Origin of the sequence: Rubellimicrobium roseum (assembly GCF_006152145.1) — a bacterium.
Lineage (GTDB): Bacteria > Pseudomonadota > Alphaproteobacteria > Rhodobacterales > Rhodobacteraceae > Rubellimicrobium > Rubellimicrobium roseum.
The window spans coordinates 1-20516 of the sequence record NZ_VDFV01000058.1; the positions used below are offsets into that span (position 1 = coordinate 1).

The following is a 20516-nucleotide window of genomic DNA, read 5'->3' on the forward strand; positions in this document are numbered from 1 at the left end:
TGCGCTTCGCCATCCGCGAAGGCGGCCGCACCGTCGGCGCCGGCGTGGTGTCCAAGATCATCGCCTGATCCGGTCGACCGTCGTGAGACAGGGGGGGCGTCCTTCGGGGCGCCCCTTTTCCGTTTGCTGCGAGACGGGCCGATCAGGGCGCGGGCGCTTGGTGGCCCCTCGCCAGCGCTTCGGCGTCCTCGGCCGCGGCGGTGAGGGCGGCCGCGAGATCCCGGCGCAGTGCCTCGCGCGTCGCCGCGTCCATGCGGCGGGGCGGGGCCGCGTCCCATCTTTGCCAGACGACCGCGCCGCGGGTGAAGGGCTGGGGCCAGACCAGGCGGTCCCAGCTCGGCACGCGCCAGTGGCGCCGGGTAGCGAAGGCGTAGGCGAAGACGGGCCGTCCCGTGGTGCTGGCCCAGTCCAGCGGCGCATCCTTGACGATCCGCACGGGCCCGGAGGGGCCGTCGCCGGTCAGCCCCAGGCTGCATCCCTCGTGCATGAGGCGCATCACCTCGCGGCAGGCGGTCCGGTTGGCCTGGCGCGAGGCCATGACGACGGGGCGCAGTCCGACATGCGCCTGCGCCGCCCCGGCGACGCGGCCCGCGAAGCGGTCGCTGTGGACGGCGAGCATGGGCCCCCAAGCGGCGCGCCAGTGGATGCCGGCCATAGCAATCCGCTCGTGCCAGAGGATGATGAGGACGGGGCCCTCCTTCAGCGCCTCGGCGAGGTCCCCGTCGCCCCGGAACTCCCACCGGGTGGTCGCATGGCACAGACGAATCCAGAGGCCCAGGCCGGTGCCGACGGCCCGCGACGCCCACGGCTGACGGCCGAGCCATCTTCGAAAGCGCATGGCCATGATCCCCTCTTGCCCATTATGTCGGGAGCGGATGCTCGACCCGCAAGGGGTTGGAGGCAGTCGGTCCGTCTCCTATCTGGCGAGAGTACCGCGTTGCACCGAGGACGATATGGACACGACCGCCCGCAGCTTCCTGGACCGGCTGCTGACCGAGGGAGATGAGCCCATCCGGTCGGACGAGGGCCCCGCCGCCGGGAGCCCGGGCGTCGGCGACGATCCCGCCGGGCGTCAGGGGCGGCAGGGGACGGACCCGGAGGGCGGAGCGACGCCGGGCGGGGTGCTTCCCGTTCTTCTGGGCGGGCGCCGCCGCGCCCTGTCCCGCAGTGCCCTTCTGGCGGGCGGGGTCGCAGCCCTGGGCAAGATCGCCCTGGATGCCTGGGCGCAGGCCCGGCGCAGCGTCGCCACCGACCCGACCATCGGCGCCGTGGAGGGCGACGCGGCCGAGGCGCGGGCGCGCACGCTCCTGTTCGCGATCGTGGCGGCCGCCAAGGCCGACGGCCACATCGACGAGGAGGAGCACAGCGCCATCGACGCCGAGATCGAGGACCTGCCCCCGGCCGTGAAAGGCCTGCTGGGCGAGGCCATCGCCGCCGCCCCGGATCCCGAGGCCGTGGCCGCGCGCGTCCACTGCGGGCAGGAGGCGCGCGAGGTCTACGCCGCCTCGGCGCTGATCTGCGGGCGCGACCATGCGCTGGAGATGGCCTACCTCGACCGGCTGGCGCGCGCGCTGGACCTGCCGTCGGAGGAAGCGCGGCGGATCGAGGGCGACGTGCTCGCCCATGTCTGACCTGGGAGCCTGACCTTGCGGACCCCCTTGATCCCCATCGCCGTTCGGGCTAGTCGGGGGTCGGCCTAGGGGTATAGCTCAGCCGGTAGAGCGACGGTCTCCAAAACCGTAGGTCGCGGGTTCGAACCCTGCTGCCCCTGCCAAGCCCTCTCACATCGGCGGTGTCCTGCGCGCTGCCGCGCCCAGGTCCGCCATGCTGTCCCAGAAGGCCCGCTACGCCCTGCACGCGATGATCCATCTCGCGCGGAAGGGCGAGGCCGCGACCGTGGCCGAGATCGCGCAGGCCGAGGACATCCCCCGCAAGTACCTGGAGCAGATCCTGTCGGCGCTGGGCACGCGGGGCCTCGTGGTCGGGCGGCGGGGGCCGCAGGGGGGCTACCGACTCGCGCGCGGGGCCGAGGCGATCAGCTACGCCGACATCCTGCGCTGCATCGACGGGCCCTTGGCGCTCGCGCCCTGCGCTACGCGCAAGGGCTTCCGCACCTGCGACGACTGCCAGTCGATGGAAACCTGCGAGATCCGCCCCGTGCTGATCGAGTGCCGCGAGGCGACGGCGCGGCTTCTGGAGGCTATGACGCTCGCTCGCGCGGTGGAGCGCGGCGGCTCCCTCTTGCCCTGACCGAGATGGCGGAGGGCTAGGCGTCGGATTCGTCGCGCGCCTGCATTCTCCCTATTTCCCATCTGAAAGGTATGTATTACGCCTGCGCCATCCGAGGTTCGGGAGATGACATGGAAGACGGCTTTCTCTTGTTCGCCGCCGTGGGGTTCCTGGCGCAGCTTGTCGACGGGGCGCTGGGGATGGCCTATGGGGTCATCTCCTCGACGGTGCTGATGTCCTTCGGCGTGACGCCAGCCGCGGCCTCGGCCGCCGTGCACGCCGCGGAGCTGTTCACCACCGCGACCTCGGCGAGCTCGCACGCCTGGCACCGCAACGTGAACTGGCGGCTGTTCTGGACCCTGGCGCCAGCCGGCATCCTGGGCGGCGTGCTGGGCACCTACGTGCTGACCTCGTTCGATGGCGACGTGCTCCGGCCCTATGTCGCGGCCTATCTCGCCATCATGGGGGTCTACATCCTCGTGCGCGGATTCTTCTGGCCGCCGACGCACGTCGCGCCCGAGCCCGGCGTCGTGATCGCCCTAGGGGGCCTGGGTGGGTTCGCCGACGCGGTGGGTGGCGGCGGCTGGGGGCCGGTGGTGGCCACGGGCCTCGTGGGGCGCGGCACCGCCCCGCGCGAGACGGTGGGCACCGTCAACACGGTCGAGTTCTTCCTGACCTTCTCGGTCTCGGTCGCCTTCCTGACGGCGCTGCTGACCGGGCACTGGGACGAGGCCGAGGGTCTGGCCAGCCATGCTTGGGCCGTGGCCGGCCTGATCGTGGGCGGCGTCGCCGCCGCGCCGCTCGCGGGCTACGTGACCAAGGTGATCCCCTCGCGGCAGTTCATGATCCTCGTGGGGGTCGTCGTGACGTCGCTGGCGGCTTACCAGGCCTCGCGGCTGTTCTAGGTTGCGCGCCGGGAGGACCCGCATGGAACGCGACGGAGCCGAGCCGCTGATCCTGACGCTGGCGCTGGACGGCACCACCTTCGCCCGCCTCGACGGCGAGCGGCGGGCGCTGTTCCCCCCGCATCTCAACCGCATCCCGGCCCATGTGACGCTGTTCCACCACCTGCCGGGCGAGCGGCCAGGCGAGATCCTGGCGGCGCTGCGCGCGGCCGGCGCGGGGCAGGGGCCCGAGCCCGTGCGGGTGACGGAGCTGATGCCCCTGGGGCGCGGCGTCGCCTACCGGCTGGAGGCGCCGGGGGTCGCGGCCTTGCGCGCGGGGCTGGTTCGGCTCTGGGAGGCCGACCTCACCCCGCAGGACCGCCAGCCCTGGCGGCCCCACGTCACCGTACAGAACAAGGTGACCCCCGAGGAGGCGCGGGCGACGCTGGCGCGGCTCCGGGCCCGCTTCGCGCCGTGGGACGCGATGGCCGAGGGTCTGCGGCTCTGGCGCTACAAGGGCGGGCCCTGGGAGGCGCTGGCCGAAATCCCGTTCACGGGACCGGCAGGGCCGCGGCCTTGACCCATGGCCCGCCCGCGTCTATGTCGCGCGGGTTCCGCCCGGAGAGGACGTCCCATGGCCAACCCCGTCGAGTTCGTCAACCAGACCCGCGCCGAGGTCGGCAAGGTCGTCTGGCCCACGCGGCGCGAGGTCGTGCTGACCACCGCCATGGTGCTGGCGCTCGCGGCGCTGGCGGCGGTGTTCTTCAGCCTCGTCGACCTCCTGATCCGCTCGGGGCTTACTGGGATCCTCACCGTCTTCGGGTGACGAAGGCCCTTGCGCTCGGCCCCATCGGGGGTGTAGGAGCGCCGGGCTTCTGACGGCGGGTGGGCGCGGGCGCGACGGATCGCGCGTGGCGCCCCGTTTCCGTTTGGAGCGGGGGCTTCGGCCCTCGATGGCAGGAACCGGCGCGTGCCGGTCGGACATTGGGTGCGGCAGACATGGCGAAGCGCTGGTATTCGGTTTCGGTCCTCTCGAACTTCGAGAAGAAGATCGCCGAGCAGATCCGCGCCAAGGCGGCCGAGAAGGGCCTCCAGGAAAAGCTCGACGAGGTGCTCGTGCCGACCGAAGAGGTCATCGAGATGCGGCGGGGCAAGAAGGTGCAGTCGGAGCGCCGCTTCATGCCGGGCTACGTGCTCGTGCACATGGAGATGGGCGACGACACCTATCACCTCATCACCTCGATCCCGCGCGTGACGGGATTCCTGGGCCCGCAGGGCCGGCCGATGCCGATGCGCGACTCGGAGGTGAACGCGATCCTGAACCGCACCGACGCGGCGGAGACGGCGCCCCGCAACCTCATCCGCTTCGAGATCGGCGAGCGGGTGAAGGTGAACGACGGACCCTTCGAGGACTTCGACGGCATGGTCGAGGGCGTCGACGAGGAGCACCAGCGCCTCAAGGTGTCGGTGTCGATCTTCGGCCGGGCCACCCCGGTCGATCTGGAATTCTCCCAGGTCACGAAGCTGTCGTGACCTGAGCGAACGGCCCCCCTCGGGGGGTCCGTGGGAGGGAAGGGGGCCGCGGCCCCGGCCCCGGACCACGCAACGAAGGCCCGCCCGGCGCGCCGGGACGGGAGTTGGACAAGGGGGTTCGTCCCCCACGATGAAGGAGAGGCCACATGGCCAAGAAAGTCATCGGGTCGCTGAAGCTGCAGGTGAAGGCCCAGCAGGCGAACCCGTCCCCGCCGGTCGGCCCCGCGCTCGGTCAGCGCGGGATCAACATCATGGCGTTCGTGAAGGAATTCAACGCGCGCACGACCGACATCGAGGCGGGCGCCCCCGTCCCGGTGGTCATCACCTACTACGCCGACAAGTCGTTCTCGCTCGAGTTCAAGACGCCGCCCGCGTCCTTCTACCTCAAGAAGGCGGCCGGCCTGAAGCCCGTGGGCAAGCGCAACCGCCCGAAGGCCTCGACCAAGCCCGGCAAGGAAGTCGCCGGGACCGTGACGATCGCGCAGGTGCGCGAGATCGCCACCGCCAAGATGAAGGACCTCAACGCGGTCACCGTCGAAGCGGCCATGCAGACCATCCTGGGCTCGGCGAAGTCCATGGGCATCGAGGTGAAGGGCTGAGTCATGGCGAAAGTTGCTAAGCGTATCCGGGCGGCCCGCGCCGCCTTCGAGGGCAAGGACAACCTGCCCGTCCAGGCCGCCGTCGAGCTGGTGAAGGCGAACGCCTCGGCCAAGTTCGACGAGACCATCGAGGTCGCGGTGAACCTGGGCGTCGATCCGCGCCACGCCGACCAGATGGTCCGCGGCACGGTGAACCTGCCCAACGGCACCGGCAAGACCGTGCGCGTGGCGGTCTTCGCCCGCGGCGAGAAGGCCGACCAGGCCCGCGCCGCCGGCGCGGACATCGTGGGCGCCGAGGACCTGATGCAGGACATCCAGGGCGGCAAGATCGACTTCGATCGCTGCATCGCCACCCCGGACATGATGCCGATCGTGGGCCGTCTCGGGAAGATCCTCGGGCCGCGCAACCTGATGCCGAACCCCAAGGTCGGGACCGTGACCCCCGACGTGGCCGAGGCCGTGCGCGCCGCCAAGGGCGGTCAGGTGCAGTTCAAGGTCGAGAAGGCGGGCATCGTGCACGCCGGCGTCGGCAAGGCGTCCTTCGACGCCGAGAAGCTCGCGGAGAACATCCGCGCCTTCGTGGACGCGGTGCAGCGCGCCAAACCCACGGGTGCCAAGGGCGCCTACCTCAAGAAGGTTTCCATCGCCTCGACGATGGGCCCGGGCGTGTCCGTGGACCTCGCCTCGGCGACCGGCAACGCCTGAGGCTGGCCCTCGGCCCGAGCCTTTGCGGCCGGTCCCCTTGGGGGCCGGCCGTTTCCGTTGCGGCGGGGACGCATGATCGATGCACCGTCGCGTGATCGGCGCCGAAGGCCCTTGGCAAGGGCGGTGCCGAGGGCTATAGGAGCCCCCTGCCTCGGGCCGGCGATTCCCATCGCGGGCACGGGGCGCTTGTCCAAGACGGTGGGGGCCCGGGGTCGACCCAGGCTTAAACATCCTGCCCGAGACGGAGCGCGAGACAAAGATTTCCGTTGGAGGCTTTCGGTCCTTCGCGGGCGATCCGAGGCTCGGGTTCCGTAGCAACGGACCCGAATGCGGCCCTTTCGGGGGTCGCCTCATGAGCCGGGGGAAACCCCAACTTGGAGTGAAACTGTGGATAGAGCCAAGAAAGAGAAAGTGGTCGAGGAACTCGGCCAGATCTTCGAAAGCTCTGGCGTCGTGGTGGTTGCCCGCTACGAAGGCATGACGGTTGCACAGATGCAGGACCTCCGCGCGCGCATGCGCGACGTCGGGGGCTCCGTTCGCGTGGCCAAGAACAAGCTCGCCAAGATCGCCCTGGAAGGGAAGCCCGGCGCCAGCATGGCCCCCCTTCTCACGGGCATGACCGTGTTCTCCTACTCCGAAGACCCCGTGGCCGCGGCCAAGGTGGTGGACGCCTACGCCAAGACGAACGACAAGTTCGTCGTCCTGGGCGGGGCGATGGGGAGCACGGCGCTTGACCCGGCCGGGGTCAAGGCCGTCGCCCAACTGCCGTCCCGCGAGGAGCTCATCGCTTCCATCGTGGCCTGCATCGGGGCGCCTGCCGCTGGCCTGGCCGGGGCGATCGGCGCGCCTGGCGCGAACATCGCGAGCATTCTCTCGACCATCGAAGAGAAGGCCGCCGCCTGAGCAGCGACGTGATGCCGCGGGGGGCTTCGGTCCCCTGCGTTGGAACCCTTAGTCTAGACGGAAAGCACAAATGGCTGATCTGAACCAACTGGCCGAACAAATCGTCGGCCTCACCCTCCTGCAAGCCCAAGAGCTGAAGCAGATCCTCAAGGACCAGTACGGCATCGAGCCGGCCGCCGGTGGCGCCGTGATGATGGCCGCCGGTCCCGCCGCGGCCGCCCCGGCCGAGGAAGAGAAGACCGAGTTCGACGTCGTCCTCAAGGACGCCGGCGCGAACAAGATCAACGTGATCAAGGAAGTCCGCGCCATCACCGGCCTGGGCCTCAAGGAAGCCAAGGACCTCGTGGAAGCCGGCGGCAAGGTCAAGGAAGCCGTGTCCAAGGCCGACGCCGAGGCCATGAAGAAGAAGCTCGAAGAGGCTGGCGCCAAGGTCGAGCTGGCCTAACTGGAATGCGCCTCGGCGCAACCTAGGGCGACAACGGGCTGGGGCTGCCGCAAGGCGGCTCCAGCCTGACCCGTCTTGAAGGCCGGCTTGCCCAAGCCCGCCTTCTGGACCGGTCGAACGGGTCGAGGAGCCGCTCGTGGGAAGGCGGCGCCGGATGGACCTCCGACAGTCCCCTCTCATGGGGGTGGGCACCGCGGCCCCGGCGGCGCCCCCCTCGCAGAGACATAGGTGACGACGCTCATGCCCCAGACCGTCCGCGGCCAGAAGCGGCTCCGCAAGTATTACGGCAAGATCCGGGAAGTCCTGGAGATGCCGAACCTGATCGAGGTCCAGAAGGCCTCCTACGACCTGTTCCTGAACTCGGGGGACGGGCCGGAGCCGAAAAAGGACGAGGGCCTGCGCGGGGTCTTCGAGTCGGTCTTCCCCATCCAGGACTTCAACGGCACGGCGCAGCTCGAATTCGTGAGCTACCAGCTCGAGAAGCCCAAGTACGACGCCGACGAGTGCATGTCGCGCGACATGACCTATGCCGCGCCGCTCAAGGTGACGCTGCGCCTTCTCGTGTTCGAGATCGACGAGATCACCGGGGCCAAGACCATCAAGAACCTGAAGGAGCAGGAAGTGTACATGGGGGACATGCCCCTCATGACGCCCAACGGCACCTTCATCGTGAACGGCACCGAGCGGGTGATCGTGTCGCAGATGCACCGGTCGCCGGGCGTGTTCTTCGACCACGACAAGGGCAAGACCCATTCCTCGGGCAAGCTGCTCTTCGCCTGCCGGATCATCCCCTATCGCGGCTCCTGGCTCGACTTCGAGTTCGACGCCAAGGATCTGGTCTACGCGCGCATCGACCGTCGCCGGAAGCTGCCGGTGACGACGCTGCTCTATGCCCTGGGCATGGACCAGGAGGCGATCGTGTCGGCCTACTACAACACGGTCGACTTCCGCCTCGACCCGACCACGCGCCAGTGGGTGACGAAGTTCTTCCCCGAGCGCGTGCGCGGCACCCGTCCGACCTTTGACCTGATCGACGCCGCCACGGGCGAGGTCATCGTCAAGGCCGGCGAGAAGGTCACGCCGCGAATGGTCAAGAAGCTGATCGACGAAGGCCGCGTCACCGAGCTCCTCGTGCCGTTCAAGAGCATCCAGGGCCGCTACGTCGCCCAGGACATCATCGACGAGGACACGGGCGCCATCCATGTCGAGGCGGGCGACGAGCTCACGCTCGAGACCGACCGCGACGGCGAGATCATCGGCGGCACCGTCAAGGCGCTGATCGAGGCCGGGCACACCACGATCCCCGTGCTCGACATCGACAACATCAATGTCGGCCCGTACATCCGCAACACCATGGCGGCGGACAAGAACCTGGGCCGCGACACCGCGCTCATGGACATCTACCGCGTCATGCGGCCGGGCGAGCCGCCGACCGTCGAGGCCGCGTCCGCTCTGTTCGACACGCTGTTCTTCGACAAGGAGCGGTACGACCTGTCCGCCGTCGGCCGCGTGAAGATGAACATGCGCCTCGACCTCCAGAAGCCCGACACCCAGCGGACGCTGGACCGCGAGGACATCATCGCCTGCATCCGGGCGCTGGTGGAGCTGCGCGACGGCAAGGGCGAGATCGACGACATCGACCACCTCGGCAACCGCCGGGTGCGTTCGGTCGGCGAGCTGATGGAGAACCAGTACCGCGTGGGCCTGCTCCGCATGGAGCGCGCCATCAAGGAGCGGATGTCCTCCGTCGACATCGACACCGAGATGCCGCAGAACCTCATCAACGCGAAGCCCGCCGCGGCCGCGGTGCGGGAGTTCTTCGGTTCCTCGCAGCTGTCGCAGTTCATGGACCAGACCAACCCGCTGTCCGAGGTCACGCACAAGCGGCGTCTCTCGGCGCTTGGGCCGGGCGGCCTGACGCGCGAGCGCGCGGGCTTCGAGGTCCGTGACGTCCACCCGACCCACTACGGCCGGATGTGCCCGATCGAGACGCCGGAAGGTCCGAACATCGGCCTGATCAACTCGCTGGCGACCTACGCCCGCGTGAACAAGTACGGCTTCATCGAGACCCCCTACCGCAAGGTGCAGGAGGGCAAGGTCACCGACGACGTGCAGTACATGTCGGCGACCGAGGAGATGCGCCATGTCGTGGCGCAGGCCAACGCCAACCTGACCGAGGCCGGCGAATTCGCGAACGAGCTGGTGAACACCCGCCAGCGCGGGGACTACACGCTCGCCCCGCGCGAGCAGGTGGACCTCATCGACGTGAGCCCCAAGCAGCTCGTGTCGGTCGCGGCCTCGCTGATCCCGTTCCTCGAGAACGACGACGCGAACCGCGCGCTCATGGGCTCGAACATGCAGCGTCAGGCCGTGCCGCTCCTGCAGGCCGAGGCGCCCCTCGTGGGCACCGGCATCGAAGAGGTCGTGGCCCGCGACTCCGGCGCCGCCATCATGGCGCGCCGCGGCGGGATCATCGACCAGGTGGACGCGACCCGCATCGTGGTCCGCGCGACCGAGGATCTCCAGCTCGGCGACGCCGGGGTGGACATCTACCGGATGCGCAAGTTCCAGCGCTCGAACCAGAACACCTGCATCAACCAGCGACCGCTGGTGAAGGTGGGCGATCTGGTCACCAAGGGCGAGGTGATCGCCGACGGTCCGTCCACGGACCAGGGCGAGCTCGCGCTCGGCAAGAACGTGGTCGTCGCGTTCATGCCGTGGAACGGCTACAACTACGAGGACTCCATCCTCATCTCCGAGCGCATCGTGCGGGATGACGTGTTCACGTCCATCCACATCGAGGAGTTCGAGGTCGCGGCCCGCGATACCAAGCTCGGGCCCGAGGAGATCACGCGGGACATCCCGAACGTCGGTGAGGAAGCGCTGCGCAACCTCGACGAGGCGGGGATCGTCTACATCGGCGCCGAAGTGGGGCCGGGCGACATCCTCGTGGGCAAGATCACCCCCAAGGGTGAAAGCCCCATGACGCCGGAGGAGAAGCTCCTCCGCGCCATCTTCGGCGAGAAGGCGTCCGACGTGCGCGATACCTCGCTCCGGCTGCCGCCGGGCGACTTCGGCACGGTCGTGGAAGTGCGCGTCTTCAACCGCCACGGCGTCGACAAGGACGAGCGGGCGCTGCAGATCGAGCGCGAGGAAGTCGAGCGCCTGGCCCGTGACCGGGACGACGAGCTCGCCATCCTCGACCGCAACATCTACGCGCGCCTCAAGGGCATCCTGCTCGGCAAGACAGCCGTGAAGGGCCCGCGCGGCTTCAAGGCCAACTCGGTCGTGACCGAGGAGTCCCTGCGCGAGATCGGGCGCGGCGCTTGGTGGCAGTTCGCCCTGGCCGACGAGTCCGACGCCAAGATCGTCGAGGCGCTGAACGAGCAGTACGAGGCGCAGAAGCGCACGCTCGACGCGCGCTTCGAGGACAAGGTCGAGAAGGTCCGTCGCGGCGACGACCTGCCCCCCGGCGTGATGAAGATGGTCAAGGTCTTCGTCGCGGTGAAGCGCAAGCTCCAGCCCGGCGACAAGATGGCCGGCCGTCACGGCAACAAGGGCGTCATCTCGCGCGTGGTGCCGATCGAGGACATGCCGTTCCTGGCGGACGGCACGCCCGTGGACTTCTGCCTCAATCCGCTCGGCGTGCCGTCGCGGATGAACGTGGGGCAGATCCTCGAGACGCACATGGGCTGGGCCGCGCGCGGCCTGGGCATCCAGGTGGACGAGGCGCTGGCCGAGTACCGGCGTTCGGGCGACCTGACCCCGGTGCGCGAGGCGATCCGCATCGCCTATGGCGAGGAGGCCTATGAGGAGGCCTTCAACACCATGGGCGAGGACGACCTGGTGGAGAAGGCGGGTCTCGTCGCGCATGGCGTGCCGATCGCGACGCCGGTCTTCGACGGCGCCAAGGAGCATGACGTCAACGACGCGCTGATCCGCGCGGGCTTCGACACCTCGGGCCAGTCGGACCTGTTCGACGGCCGCACGGGCGAGAAGTTCCAGCGCAAGGTGACGGTGGGCGTGAAGTACCTCCTGAAGCTGCACCACCTCGTGGACGACAAGATCCACGCGCGTTCGACGGGCCCGTACTCGCTCGTCACCCAGCAGCCGCTCGGCGGCAAGGCGCAGTTCGGCGGCCAGCGCTTCGGGGAGATGGAGGTCTGGGCCCTCGAAGCCTATGGCGCCGCCTACACCCTGCAGGAGATGCTGACGGTGAAGTCGGACGACGTGGCGGGCCGGACCAAGGTCTACGAGTCGATCGTCAAGGGCGAGGACAACTTCGAGGCCGGCGTGCCGGAATCGTTCAACGTGCTCGTCAAGGAAGTCAGGGGCCTCGGCCTCAACATGGAACTCCTGGACGCGGAGGCGGAGGAGTAACGGCTCCTCCCGCTTGCGGGACGGCCCCTTGCGGGGGGCCGTCCGTGTCCCCATTTCCATCCACCCCCGGAAGGGAACGAGATGAACCAGGAAATCACGAACAATCCGTTCAACCCCCTGACCCCCGCCAAGACCTTCGACGAGATCCGCGTCTCCCTGGCCTCGCCCGAGCGCATCCTGTCCTGGTCCTTCGGCGAGATCAAAAAACCCGAGACGATCAACTACCGGACGTTCAAGCCCGAGCGGGACGGCCTGTTCTGCGCGCGCATCTTCGGGCCGATCAAGGACTACGAGTGCCTCTGCGGCAAGTACAAGCGCATGAAGTATCGCGGCGTGGTCTGCGAGAAGTGCGGCGTGGAAGTGACGCTCCAGAAGGTGCGCCGCGAGCGGATGGGCCATATCGAGCTCGCCGCCCCGGTCGCGCATATCTGGTTCCTGAAGTCGCTCCCCTCGCGGATCGGCCTCATGCTCGACATGACGCTCCGTGACCTGGAGCGGATCCTCTACTTCGAGCAGTACGTCGTCATCGAGCCGGGCCTGACGGACCTCCAGCAGAACCAGCTCCTTACCGAGGAGCAGTATCTCGACGCGCAGGACCAGTACGGGGCCGACGCCTTCCAGGCGAACATCGGCGCCGAGGCCATCCGCGAGATGCTGGCCGCCATCGACCTCGAGGGCGAGGCCGAGCGCCTGCGCGCCGAGCTGAAGGAAGCCACCGGCGAGCTGAAGCCCAAGAAGATCATCAAGCGGCTCAAGATCGTCGAGTCGTTCATCGAGTCGAGCAACCGGCCCGAGTGGATGATCATGACCGTGATCCCGGTCATCCCGCCCGAGCTGCGCCCGCTGGTGCCGCTCGACGGGGGCCGCTTCGCCACGTCCGACCTCAACGACCTCTACCGCCGGGTCATCAACCGGAACAACCGCCTCAAGCGGCTCATCGAGCTGCGCGCGCCCGACATCATCGTGCGCAACGAGAAGCGGATGCTCCAGGAGTCGGTGGACGCGCTCTTCGACAACGGCCGTCGCGGCCGCGTCATCACGGGTGCCAACAAGCGTCCGCTGAAGTCGCTGTCGGACATGCTCAAGGGCAAGCAGGGCCGGTTCCGCCAGAACCTGCTCGGCAAGCGCGTGGACTTCTCGGGCCGCTCGGTCATCGTGACCGGGCCGGAGCTGAAGCTGCACCAGTGCGGTCTGCCCAAGAAGATGGCGCTCGAGCTGTTCAAGCCGTTCATCTACTCGCGGCTCGAGGCCAAGGGGCTTTCGAGCACCGTCAAGCAGGCCAAGAAGCTCGTGGAGAAGGAGCGTCCCGAGGTCTGGGACATCCTCGACGAGGTGATCCGCGAGCACCCGGTGCTGCTGAACCGCGCGCCGACGCTGCACCGCCTGGGCATCCAGGCCTTCGAGCCGATCCTGATCGAAGGCAAGGCGATCCAGCTCCACCCGCTCGTCTGCTCGGCCTTCAACGCCGACTTCGACGGCGACCAGATGGCCGTGCACGTGCCCCTCTCGCTGGAAGCCCAGCTCGAGGCGCGCGTCCTGATGATGTCCACGAACAACGTGCTGTCGCCCGCCAACGGCGCGCCGATCATCGTGCCGTCGCAGGACATGGTCCTGGGCCTCTACTACACCACCATCGAGCGCGAGGGGATGGCGGGCGAAGGCATGACCTTCCGCGACATCGACGAGGTGGAGCAGGCGCTGACCGCCGGGGCCGTGCACCTGCACGCCAAGATCACCGCGCGGATCAAGCAGATCGACGAGACCGGCAACGAGGTCTGGCAGCGCGTCGAGACCACGCCGGGCCGCCTGCGGCTGGGGAACCTCCTGCCGCTCAATGCCAAGGCGCCGTTCAGCCTCGTCAACCGGCTGCTGCGGAAGAAGGAAGTGCAGCAGGTCATCGACACCGTCTACCGCTACTGCGGCCAGAAGGAGTCGGTCATCTTCTGCGACCAGATCATGGGCGCGGGCTTCCGCGAGGCCTTCAAGGCCGGCATCTCGTTCGGCAAGGACGACATGGTGGTGCCCGAGGCCAAGTGGAAGCTGGTCGAGGAGACCCGCGACCAGGTCAAGGACTTCGAGCAGCAGTACATGGACGGCCTGATCACCCAGGGCGAGAAGTACAACAAGGTCGTGGACGCCTGGTCGAAGTGCAACGACCGGGTGACGGCGGCCATGATGGAAACCATCTCGGCCGTCCACAAGGACGACCAGGGGCGGGCGAAGGAGCCGAACTCCGTCTACATGATGGCCCACTCGGGGGCGCGGGGTTCCGTGACCCAGATGAAGCAGCTGGGCGGGATGCGCGGCCTGATGTCGAAGCCTTCGGGCGAGATCATCGAGACGCCGATCATCTCGAACTTCAAGGAAGGCCTCACGGTGCTCGAGTACTTCAACTCGACCCACGGGGCCCGGAAGGGTCTGTCCGACACCGCGCTCAAGACGGCGAACTCGGGTTACCTCACCCGCCGCCTCGTGGACGTGGCGCAGGACTGCATCATCCGCCTGCATGACTGCGGCACCGACCGGGCGATCACCGCGACGGCCGCCGTCAACGACGGGGAGGTCGTGTCGAGCCTCGCCGAGCGGGTCCTGGGCCGGGTGGCGGCCGACGACGTGCTGCGTCCGGGCACCGACGAGATCCTCGTGGCTCAGGGCGAGCTCATCGACGAGCGCCGCGCTGACATCATCGAGACCGCGGGCATCGCCAAGATGCGCATCCGCTCGCCGCTGACCTGCGAGTCGGACGACGGCGTCTGCGCGATGTGCTACGGGCGCGACCTCGCGCGCGGCACGCTCGTCAACATCGGCGAGGCGGTCGGCATCATCGCCGCCCAGTCGATCGGCGAGCCGGGCACGCAGCTCACCATGCGGACGTTCCACATCGGGGGCGTGGCGCAGGGCGGGCAGCAGTCCTTCCTGGAAGCGTCGCAGACCGGGGTCATCGAGTTCCGCAACGCGACCCTGCTGACCAACGCGGCGGGCGAGCAGATCGCCATGGGGCGGAACATGGTCCTCGCGATCATGGACGACCAGGGCGAGGAGCGGGCCCAGCACAAGGTGGGCTACGGCACCAAGGTCTTCGTGAAGGAAGGCGCCCGCGTCGAGCGGGGCGACCGCCTGCTGGAATGGGACCCCTACACGCTCCCGATCATCGCCGAGAAGGGCGGGGTCGCGCGCTACGTGGACCTCGTGGGCGGCATCTCGGTGCGCGAGGAGACCGACGAGGCCACCGGCATGACCCAGCGGATCGTGTCCGACTGGCGCTCGGTGCCCAAGGGCGGGGACCTGCGTCCGCAGATCCTGATCGTGGACGCCGACGGCAACCCCGTGAACAACGACGCGGGCGTGCCGGTGGCCTACACGATGTCGGTGGACGCGATCCTCTCGGTCGAGGATGGCCAGACCATCGAGGCCGGGGACGTCGTGGCCCGTATCCCCCGCGAAGGGGCGCGGACCAAGGACATCACCGGGGGTCTGCCGCGCGTGGCCGAGCTCTTCGAGGCGCGTCGTCCCAAGGACCACGCGATCATCGCGGAGATCGACGGCTACGTGCGCTTCGGCAAGGACTACAAGAACAAGCGCCGCATCACGATCGAGCCCATCGCCGAGGGGCAGGAGAAGCGCGAGTACATGATCCCGAAGGGCAAGCACATTCCCGTCCAGGAAGGTGACTTCATCCAGAAGGGCGAATACGTGATGGACGGCAACCCCGCCCCGCACGACATCCTCGCGATCCTCGGGGTCGAGGCGCTGGCCGACTACATGATCAACGAGGTGCAGGAGGTCTATCGCCTGCAGGGCGTGAAGATCAACGACAAGCACATCGAGGTCATCGTCCGGCAGATGCTCCAGAAGTGGGAGATCTTCGACTCGGGCGACACGACGCTCCTCAAGGGCGAGACGGTCGACAAGGCCGAGTTCGACGAGGCCAACGACAAGGCCATCGCGCGGGGCGGCCGGGCCGCCACGGGCGAGCCGATCCTGCTCGGGATCACCAAGGCGTCGCTGCAGACCCGCAGCTTCATCTCGGCGGCCTCGTTCCAGGAAACGACCCGCGTGCTCACCGAAGCCGCGGTGCAGGGCAAGGTCGACAAGCTCGTGGGCCTCAAGGAAAACGTCATCGTCGGCCGGCTCATCCCGGCCGGCACCGGCGGCGCGACCTCGCGGATGCGCCGCATCGCGCAGGACCGCGACCACGCGGTGATCGAGCAGCGCCGCGAGGAGGCCACGGCCGCCCTGGCGCTGTCCGCGCCGCAGCCGGCGGCCGAGACGGGCTTCGACGAGATCGACGCCGGCGTGCCGGAAAGCCGGGACTGATCCTCCGGCCAGGACGAACAGGGAAGGGCCCCCGGCGACGGGGGCCTTTTCGTTTGCGGAACGGGCGAGGGCAGGGGGCATGGGCAGGGCTTCCGGGTCGGTCCTCGCCAGCCTGCGCCTCAAGGGTTAACGATTCCTTCGACCACCGAACGGTCCCCCTCCGGTTCGCGCAACACCCCCTCTGGCGGAGCCGGGGGGCGGCTGCTAGCTCCGCCCCATGACCCTGACCCCCAACCGGCGCGGCGCGGCGCTGATGACCGCGGCCATGGCCGGCTTCACCCTGAGCGACGCCTGCATGAAGGCGCTGGGCGCCGAATGGCCGCTCTTCCAGTCGCTGTTCCTGCGGGGCTGCGGCACGACGGCGCTGCTGACGCTGATGGCCTGGCGGATGGGGCAGCTCCGCCGTCCGGCGATGCGCGACCTGCGGCTCGTGGGGGTGCGGAGCCTGTGCGAGATCGCGGCGTCGTGGTTCTATCTCACGGCGGTGCTGCTGCTGCCGCTCGCCAACGTCGCGGCGATCCATCAGGCGGTGCCGCTGACGGTGACGCTGGCCGGGATGCTGGTCCTGGGCGAACGGGTGCGGCCGGCGGCGCTGCTGGCCGTCCTGGCGGGGTTCGGGGGCGTGCTGCTCATCATCCGGCCGGGGGCCGAGGGCTTCACGCCCGCCACGCTTCTCGTGCTGGGCAGCGTCGCCGCCGTGACGGTGCGCGACCTCGTGAGCCGCACGATCTCGCCGGCCGTGCCGAGCCTGCTTGTGGCGGCGGTGGGCGCGCTGGGGGTGACGGTCTTCTCGGCCGTGGGGGCGGCCTTCGTGGACTGGCAGCCGCTCTCGGGTCCGGCGGCGCTGGCGCTGGGCGGGACGATGCTGGGGGTGCTGGGCGGCTATGTCGCCTCGGTGGGCGCGATGCGGGTGGGCGAGATCGCGGCGGTCACGCCCTTCCGCTACACGGCGCTGCTCATGGCCATCGCGCTGGGGGCCTTGATGTTCGGCACGCTGCCGGACGCGCCGACGCTGGCCGGGGCGGCGGTGGTCGTCGCGGCGGGCGCCTGGACCCTGATGCGGGGTGGCGGGGCGCGGCTGCGTCCCGAGGAGGAGGCGAGCCCCGGCGCCTGACGTTCCCGTCGGCCGGGTTGACACCCTCGGGCGATTCCCATATGTCGCCGTGACCTTGGCGATGGGCGAAGTCCGTCTTTTGCCAGGCGCCAAAACATGTGGTTCAAGATCCGGGCCGGCAACGCCCCGATCCTCTGGAGACCCACCGCCCCGTTCTGCAGGTTGCGTGAACTGGGCGGGCTTTTTGTGCTTCACGCGTGCCGTGGGGCTTAATCGACGGCGGAGCCTCGCGGCCCGCGGCACAAACGGTAGGAAACGGGATACACAACCCATGCCGACGATCCAGCAGCTGATCCGGAAGCCCCGGCAGCGCCAAGTCACCCGGTCCAAGTCGCAGCACCTTCAGGGCTGCCCCCAGAAGCGCGGCGTCTGCACCCGCGTCTACACCACCACGCCCAAGAAGCCGAACTCGGCCATGCGGAAGGTCGCCAAGGTGCGGCTGACCAACTCGTTCGAGGTCATCAGCTACATCCCCGGCGAAGGCCACAACCTGCAGGAGCACTCGGTCGTGCTCATCCGCGGCGGCCGGGTCAAGGACCTTCCGGGCGTCCGTTACCATATCCTGCGCGGCGTGCTCGACACGCAGGGCGTCAAGAACCGCAAGCAGCGCCGCTCGCTCTACGGCGCCAAGCGTCCGAAGTGAGGATCTAGAGAATGTCGCGTCGTCACGCCGCCGAGAAGCGCCAAGTCCTGCCCGATGCCAAGTACGGCGACCGGGTGGTGTCCAAGTTCATGAACAACCTGATGGTCGACGGCAAGAAGTCCGTCGCCGAGACCATCGTCTACAACGCCTTCGAGCGCGTCCAGGGCCGCGCCCGCCGCGAGCCCGTGGAAGTGTTCCACGAGGCGCTCGACAACATCAAGCCGGCCGTCGAGGTCCGCTCCCGCCGGGTCGGCGGCGCGACCTACCAGGTCCCCGTCGAGGTGCGCCCCGAGCGCCGCGAGGCCCTGGCGATCCGCTGGCTGATCGACGCGTCCAAGAAGCGCAACGAGAACACCATGGAAGAGCGCCTCGCGGGCGAGCTCATGGACGCGGTCAACAACCGCGGCACCGCGGTGAAGAAGCGCGAGGACACCCACAAGATGGCCGACGCCAACAAGGCGTTCAGCCACTACCGCTGGTAAGGGACCCCCATGGCACGCGAATATCCTCTGCGCCTGTACCGCAACTTCGGTATCATGGCGCATATCGACGCCGGGAAGACCACGACCACCGAGCGCATCCTCTACTACACCGGCAAGTCCCACAAGATCGGCGAAGTCCACGACGGCGCCGCGACGATGGACTGGATGGAGCAGGAGCAGGAGCGGGGGATCACCATCACCTCCGCCGCCACGACCACCTTCTGGGAGCGCACCGAGAACCCCGGTGAGCACGTCGGCGAGAAGCACCGCTTCAACATCATCGACACGCCCGGACACGTGGACTTCACCATCGAGGTGGAGCGCTCGCTCGCCGTTCTCGACGGCGCGGTCTGCCTGCTCGACGCCAACGCCGGCGTGGAGCCCCAGACCGAGACCGTCTGGCGCCAGGCAGATCGCTATGAGGTCCCCCGGATCGTGTTCGTCAACAAGATGGACAAGATCGGCGCGGACTTCTTCAACTGCGTCCGCATGATCAAGGACCGCACGGGCGCGACCCCGTGCCCCGTCGCGCTGCCGATCGGGGCCGAGGACAAGCTCGAGGGCATCATCGACCTCATCACGATGGAAGAATGGACCTGGAAGGGCGAGGACCTCGGCGCTTCCTGGACCCGTCAGCCCATCCGTGACGAGCTCAAGGGCCTCGCCGACGAATGGCGCGGCAAGATGGTCGAGCTCGCCGTCGAGATGGACGACGACGCGATGGAGCGGTACCTCGAAGGCCAGGAGCCCGAGGCCGAAGAGCTTCGCTCGCTCATCCGCAAGGGCTGCCTGTCGATGAAGTTCGTCCCCGTGACCGCGGGCTCGGCCTTCAAGAACAAGGGCGTCCAGCCCATGCTCAACTGCGTCATCGACTTCCTGCCCTCGCCGCTGGACGTGCCCGCCTACATGGGCTTCAAGCCGGGCGACGAGACCGAGACGCGGGACATCCCCCGTTCGGCCGACGACGCGCAGCCCTTCTCGGCGCTGGCGTTCAAGATCATGAACGACCCCTTCGTGGGCTCGCTCACCTTCACGCGCATCTACTCGGGCACCCTCAAGAAGGGTGACGGCATGCTCAACTCGACCAAGGGCAAGCGCGAGCGCGTCGGCCGGATGATGATGATGCACGCCATCAACCGGGAAGAGATCGAGGAAGCCTTCGCGGGCGACATCATCGCGCTGGCGGGTCTCAAGGACACCACCACCGGTGACACGCTCTGCGCCGAGAAGGAGCCCGTCGTCCTCGAGACGATGACCTTCCCCGAGCCGGTGATCGAGATCGCCGTCGAGCCCAAGACCAAGGCCGACCAGGAGAAGATGGGCATCGCCCTCGCTCGCTTGGCTGCCGAGGACCCGTCCTTCCGCGTCGAGACCGACATCGAGTCGGGCCAGACGATCATGAAGGGCATGGGCGAGCTTCACCTCGACATCCTCGTCGACCGCATGCGTCGCGAGTTCAAGGTCGAGGCGAACATCGGTGCGCCGCAGGTGGCCTACCGCGAGACCATCTCCATGCCGGTCACGCACACCTACACGCACAAGAAGCAGACGGGTGGCTCGGGCCAGTTCGCCGAAGTCAAGCTCGACATCACGCCGACCCAGCCGGGCGAGGGCTTCTCGTTCGAGTCGAAGATCATCGGCGGCACCGTGCCCAAGGAGTACATCCCGGGCGTGGAGAAGGGCATCAAGTCCGTCATGGACTCGGGCCCGCTGGCCGGCTTCCCGGTGATCGACTTCAAGGTCGCGCTGGTGGACGGCAAGTTCCACGACGTTGACTCGTCGGTCCTCGCCTTCGAGATCGCTTCGCGGATGTGCATGCGCGAAGGCCTCAAGAAGGCCGGCGCCAAGCTCCTCGAGCCGATCATGAAGGTCGAGGTGGTGACGCCCGAGGAATACACGGGCGGCGTCATCGGCGACCTGACCTCGCGCCGGGGCATGGTGCAGGGGCAGGACTCGCGCGGCAACGCCAACGTCATCAACGCCTTCGTGCCGCTCGCCAACATGTTCGGCTACATCAACAACCTGCGCTCCATGTCCTCGGGCCGCGCGCAGTTCACGATGCAGTTCGACCACTACGAGCCGGTGCCGGAGAACATCTCGCAAGAGATCCAGAAGAAGTACGCCTGACGGCGGGGCGGGGCGCCCGACGGCGCCCCGCCGACCTCAAGGGGCGGGCCTCGGCCTGCCGGACGTCTGACGAACAGGAGAAGCCATCATGGCGAAGGCGAAGTTCGAGCGGAACAAACCGCACGTGAACATTGGGACCATTGGTCACGTGGACC

At 68.5% G+C, this 20516-nt stretch carries 18 protein-coding genes and 1 tRNA gene; 18 read left to right on the plus strand and 1 reads right to left on the minus strand.

The features are described from left to right. On the plus strand, nt 1-68 hold a 68-nt coding region (locus FHG71_RS20305; protein ID WP_139083085.1), incomplete at its 5' end, for an EF-Tu C-terminal domain-related protein. A gap of 74 nt (nt 69-142) precedes the next feature. Here the strand turns inward: FHG71_RS20305 and FHG71_RS20310 are convergent. After that, nucleotides 143-844 (minus strand): lysophospholipid acyltransferase family protein, encoded by a 702-nt coding sequence (locus FHG71_RS20310; RefSeq protein ID WP_139083523.1) that lies wholly within the window; start codon nt 842-844, stop codon nt 143-145. Between the two features lie 109 nt (nt 845-953). On the opposite strand from FHG71_RS20310, the gene FHG71_RS20315 reads away from it, so the two are divergent. The 17 genes from FHG71_RS20315 to fusA all read left to right on the plus strand — a co-directional run bounded on the left by FHG71_RS20315 (nt 954) and on the right by fusA (nt 20361). Continuing rightward, nucleotides 954-1631 (plus strand): tellurite resistance TerB family protein, encoded by a 678-nt coding sequence (locus FHG71_RS20315; RefSeq protein WP_176559538.1) that lies wholly within the window; start codon nt 954-956, stop codon nt 1629-1631. 67 nt (nt 1632-1698) lie between these two features. Continuing rightward, a tRNA-Trp gene (locus FHG71_RS20320) sits at nt 1699-1774 on the plus strand. Between the two features lie 50 nt (nt 1775-1824). Continuing rightward, nucleotides 1825-2250 (plus strand): RrF2 family transcriptional regulator, encoded by a 426-nt coding sequence (locus FHG71_RS20325; RefSeq protein ID WP_139083525.1) that lies wholly within the window; start codon nt 1825-1827, stop codon nt 2248-2250. Between the two features lie 110 nt (nt 2251-2360). Next, nucleotides 2361-3134: a sulfite exporter TauE/SafE family protein gene (locus FHG71_RS20330; RefSeq protein WP_139083526.1), complete on the plus strand. Its 774-nt coding sequence runs from the start codon at nt 2361-2363 to the stop codon at nt 3132-3134. 22 nt (nt 3135-3156) lie between these two features. Beyond that, the gene (locus FHG71_RS20335) at nt 3157-3693 is read left to right on the plus strand and encodes a 2'-5' RNA ligase family protein (RefSeq protein ID WP_139083527.1); all 537 of its coding nucleotides are present in this window, start codon (nt 3157-3159) and stop codon (nt 3691-3693) included. A gap of 54 nt (nt 3694-3747) precedes the next feature. Further along, nucleotides 3748-3939 carry a preprotein translocase subunit SecE gene (gene secE / locus FHG71_RS20340; RefSeq protein ID WP_139083528.1) on the plus strand — a complete coding sequence of 64 codons (192 nt, stop codon included), beginning with the start codon at nt 3748-3750 and terminating at the stop codon, nt 3937-3939. Nucleotides 3940-4112: 173 nt separating this feature from the next. Continuing rightward, nucleotides 4113-4646: a transcription termination/antitermination protein NusG gene (gene nusG, locus FHG71_RS20345; protein WP_139083529.1), complete on the plus strand. Its 534-nt coding sequence runs from the start codon at nt 4113-4115 to the stop codon at nt 4644-4646. Between the two features lie 146 nt (nt 4647-4792). Beyond that, on the plus strand, nt 4793-5245 hold the full coding sequence (rplK, locus tag FHG71_RS20350; protein ID WP_139083530.1) for a 50S ribosomal protein L11: 453 nt from the start codon (nt 4793-4795) through the stop codon (nt 5243-5245). A 3-nt stretch (nt 5246-5248) separates the two neighbouring features. After that, a complete protein-coding gene (gene rplA, locus FHG71_RS20355; protein ID WP_139083531.1) occupies nt 5249-5950 on the plus strand; it encodes a 50S ribosomal protein L1 in 702 nt (233 codons plus the stop codon). Between the two features lie 387 nt (nt 5951-6337). Continuing rightward, the gene (gene rplJ / locus FHG71_RS20360) at nt 6338-6853 is read left to right on the plus strand and encodes a 50S ribosomal protein L10 (protein ID WP_139083532.1); all 516 of its coding nucleotides are present in this window, start codon (nt 6338-6340) and stop codon (nt 6851-6853) included. 70 nt (nt 6854-6923) lie between these two features. Then, nucleotides 6924-7298 carry a 50S ribosomal protein L7/L12 gene (gene rplL, locus FHG71_RS20365; RefSeq protein WP_139083533.1) on the plus strand — a complete coding sequence of 125 codons (375 nt, stop codon included), beginning with the start codon at nt 6924-6926 and terminating at the stop codon, nt 7296-7298. Nucleotides 7299-7538: 240 nt separating this feature from the next. Then, on the plus strand, nt 7539-11678 hold the full coding sequence (gene rpoB, locus FHG71_RS20370) for a DNA-directed RNA polymerase subunit beta (RefSeq protein WP_139083534.1): 4140 nt from the start codon (nt 7539-7541) through the stop codon (nt 11676-11678). Between the two features lie 81 nt (nt 11679-11759). Next, nucleotides 11760-15995, plus strand: a complete 4236-nt coding sequence (gene rpoC / locus FHG71_RS20375) for a DNA-directed RNA polymerase subunit beta' (protein ID WP_139083535.1) — start codon at nt 11760-11762, stop codon at nt 15993-15995. A 217-nt stretch (nt 15996-16212) separates the two neighbouring features. After that, on the plus strand, nt 16213-17109 hold the full coding sequence (locus FHG71_RS20380) for a DMT family transporter (protein WP_139083536.1): 897 nt from the start codon (nt 16213-16215) through the stop codon (nt 17107-17109). Between the two features lie 271 nt (nt 17110-17380). After that, nucleotides 17381-17752, plus strand: a complete 372-nt coding sequence (gene rpsL, locus FHG71_RS20385) for a 30S ribosomal protein S12 (RefSeq protein ID WP_139083537.1) — start codon at nt 17381-17383, stop codon at nt 17750-17752. 11 nt (nt 17753-17763) lie between these two features. Beyond that, nucleotides 17764-18234: a 30S ribosomal protein S7 gene (gene rpsG, locus FHG71_RS20390; RefSeq protein WP_139083538.1), complete on the plus strand. Its 471-nt coding sequence runs from the start codon at nt 17764-17766 to the stop codon at nt 18232-18234. 9 nt (nt 18235-18243) lie between these two features. Continuing rightward, on the plus strand, nt 18244-20361 hold the full coding sequence (gene fusA, locus FHG71_RS20395) for an elongation factor G (RefSeq protein WP_139083539.1): 2118 nt from the start codon (nt 18244-18246) through the stop codon (nt 20359-20361). Nucleotides 20362-20516: the final 155 nt, after the last annotated feature.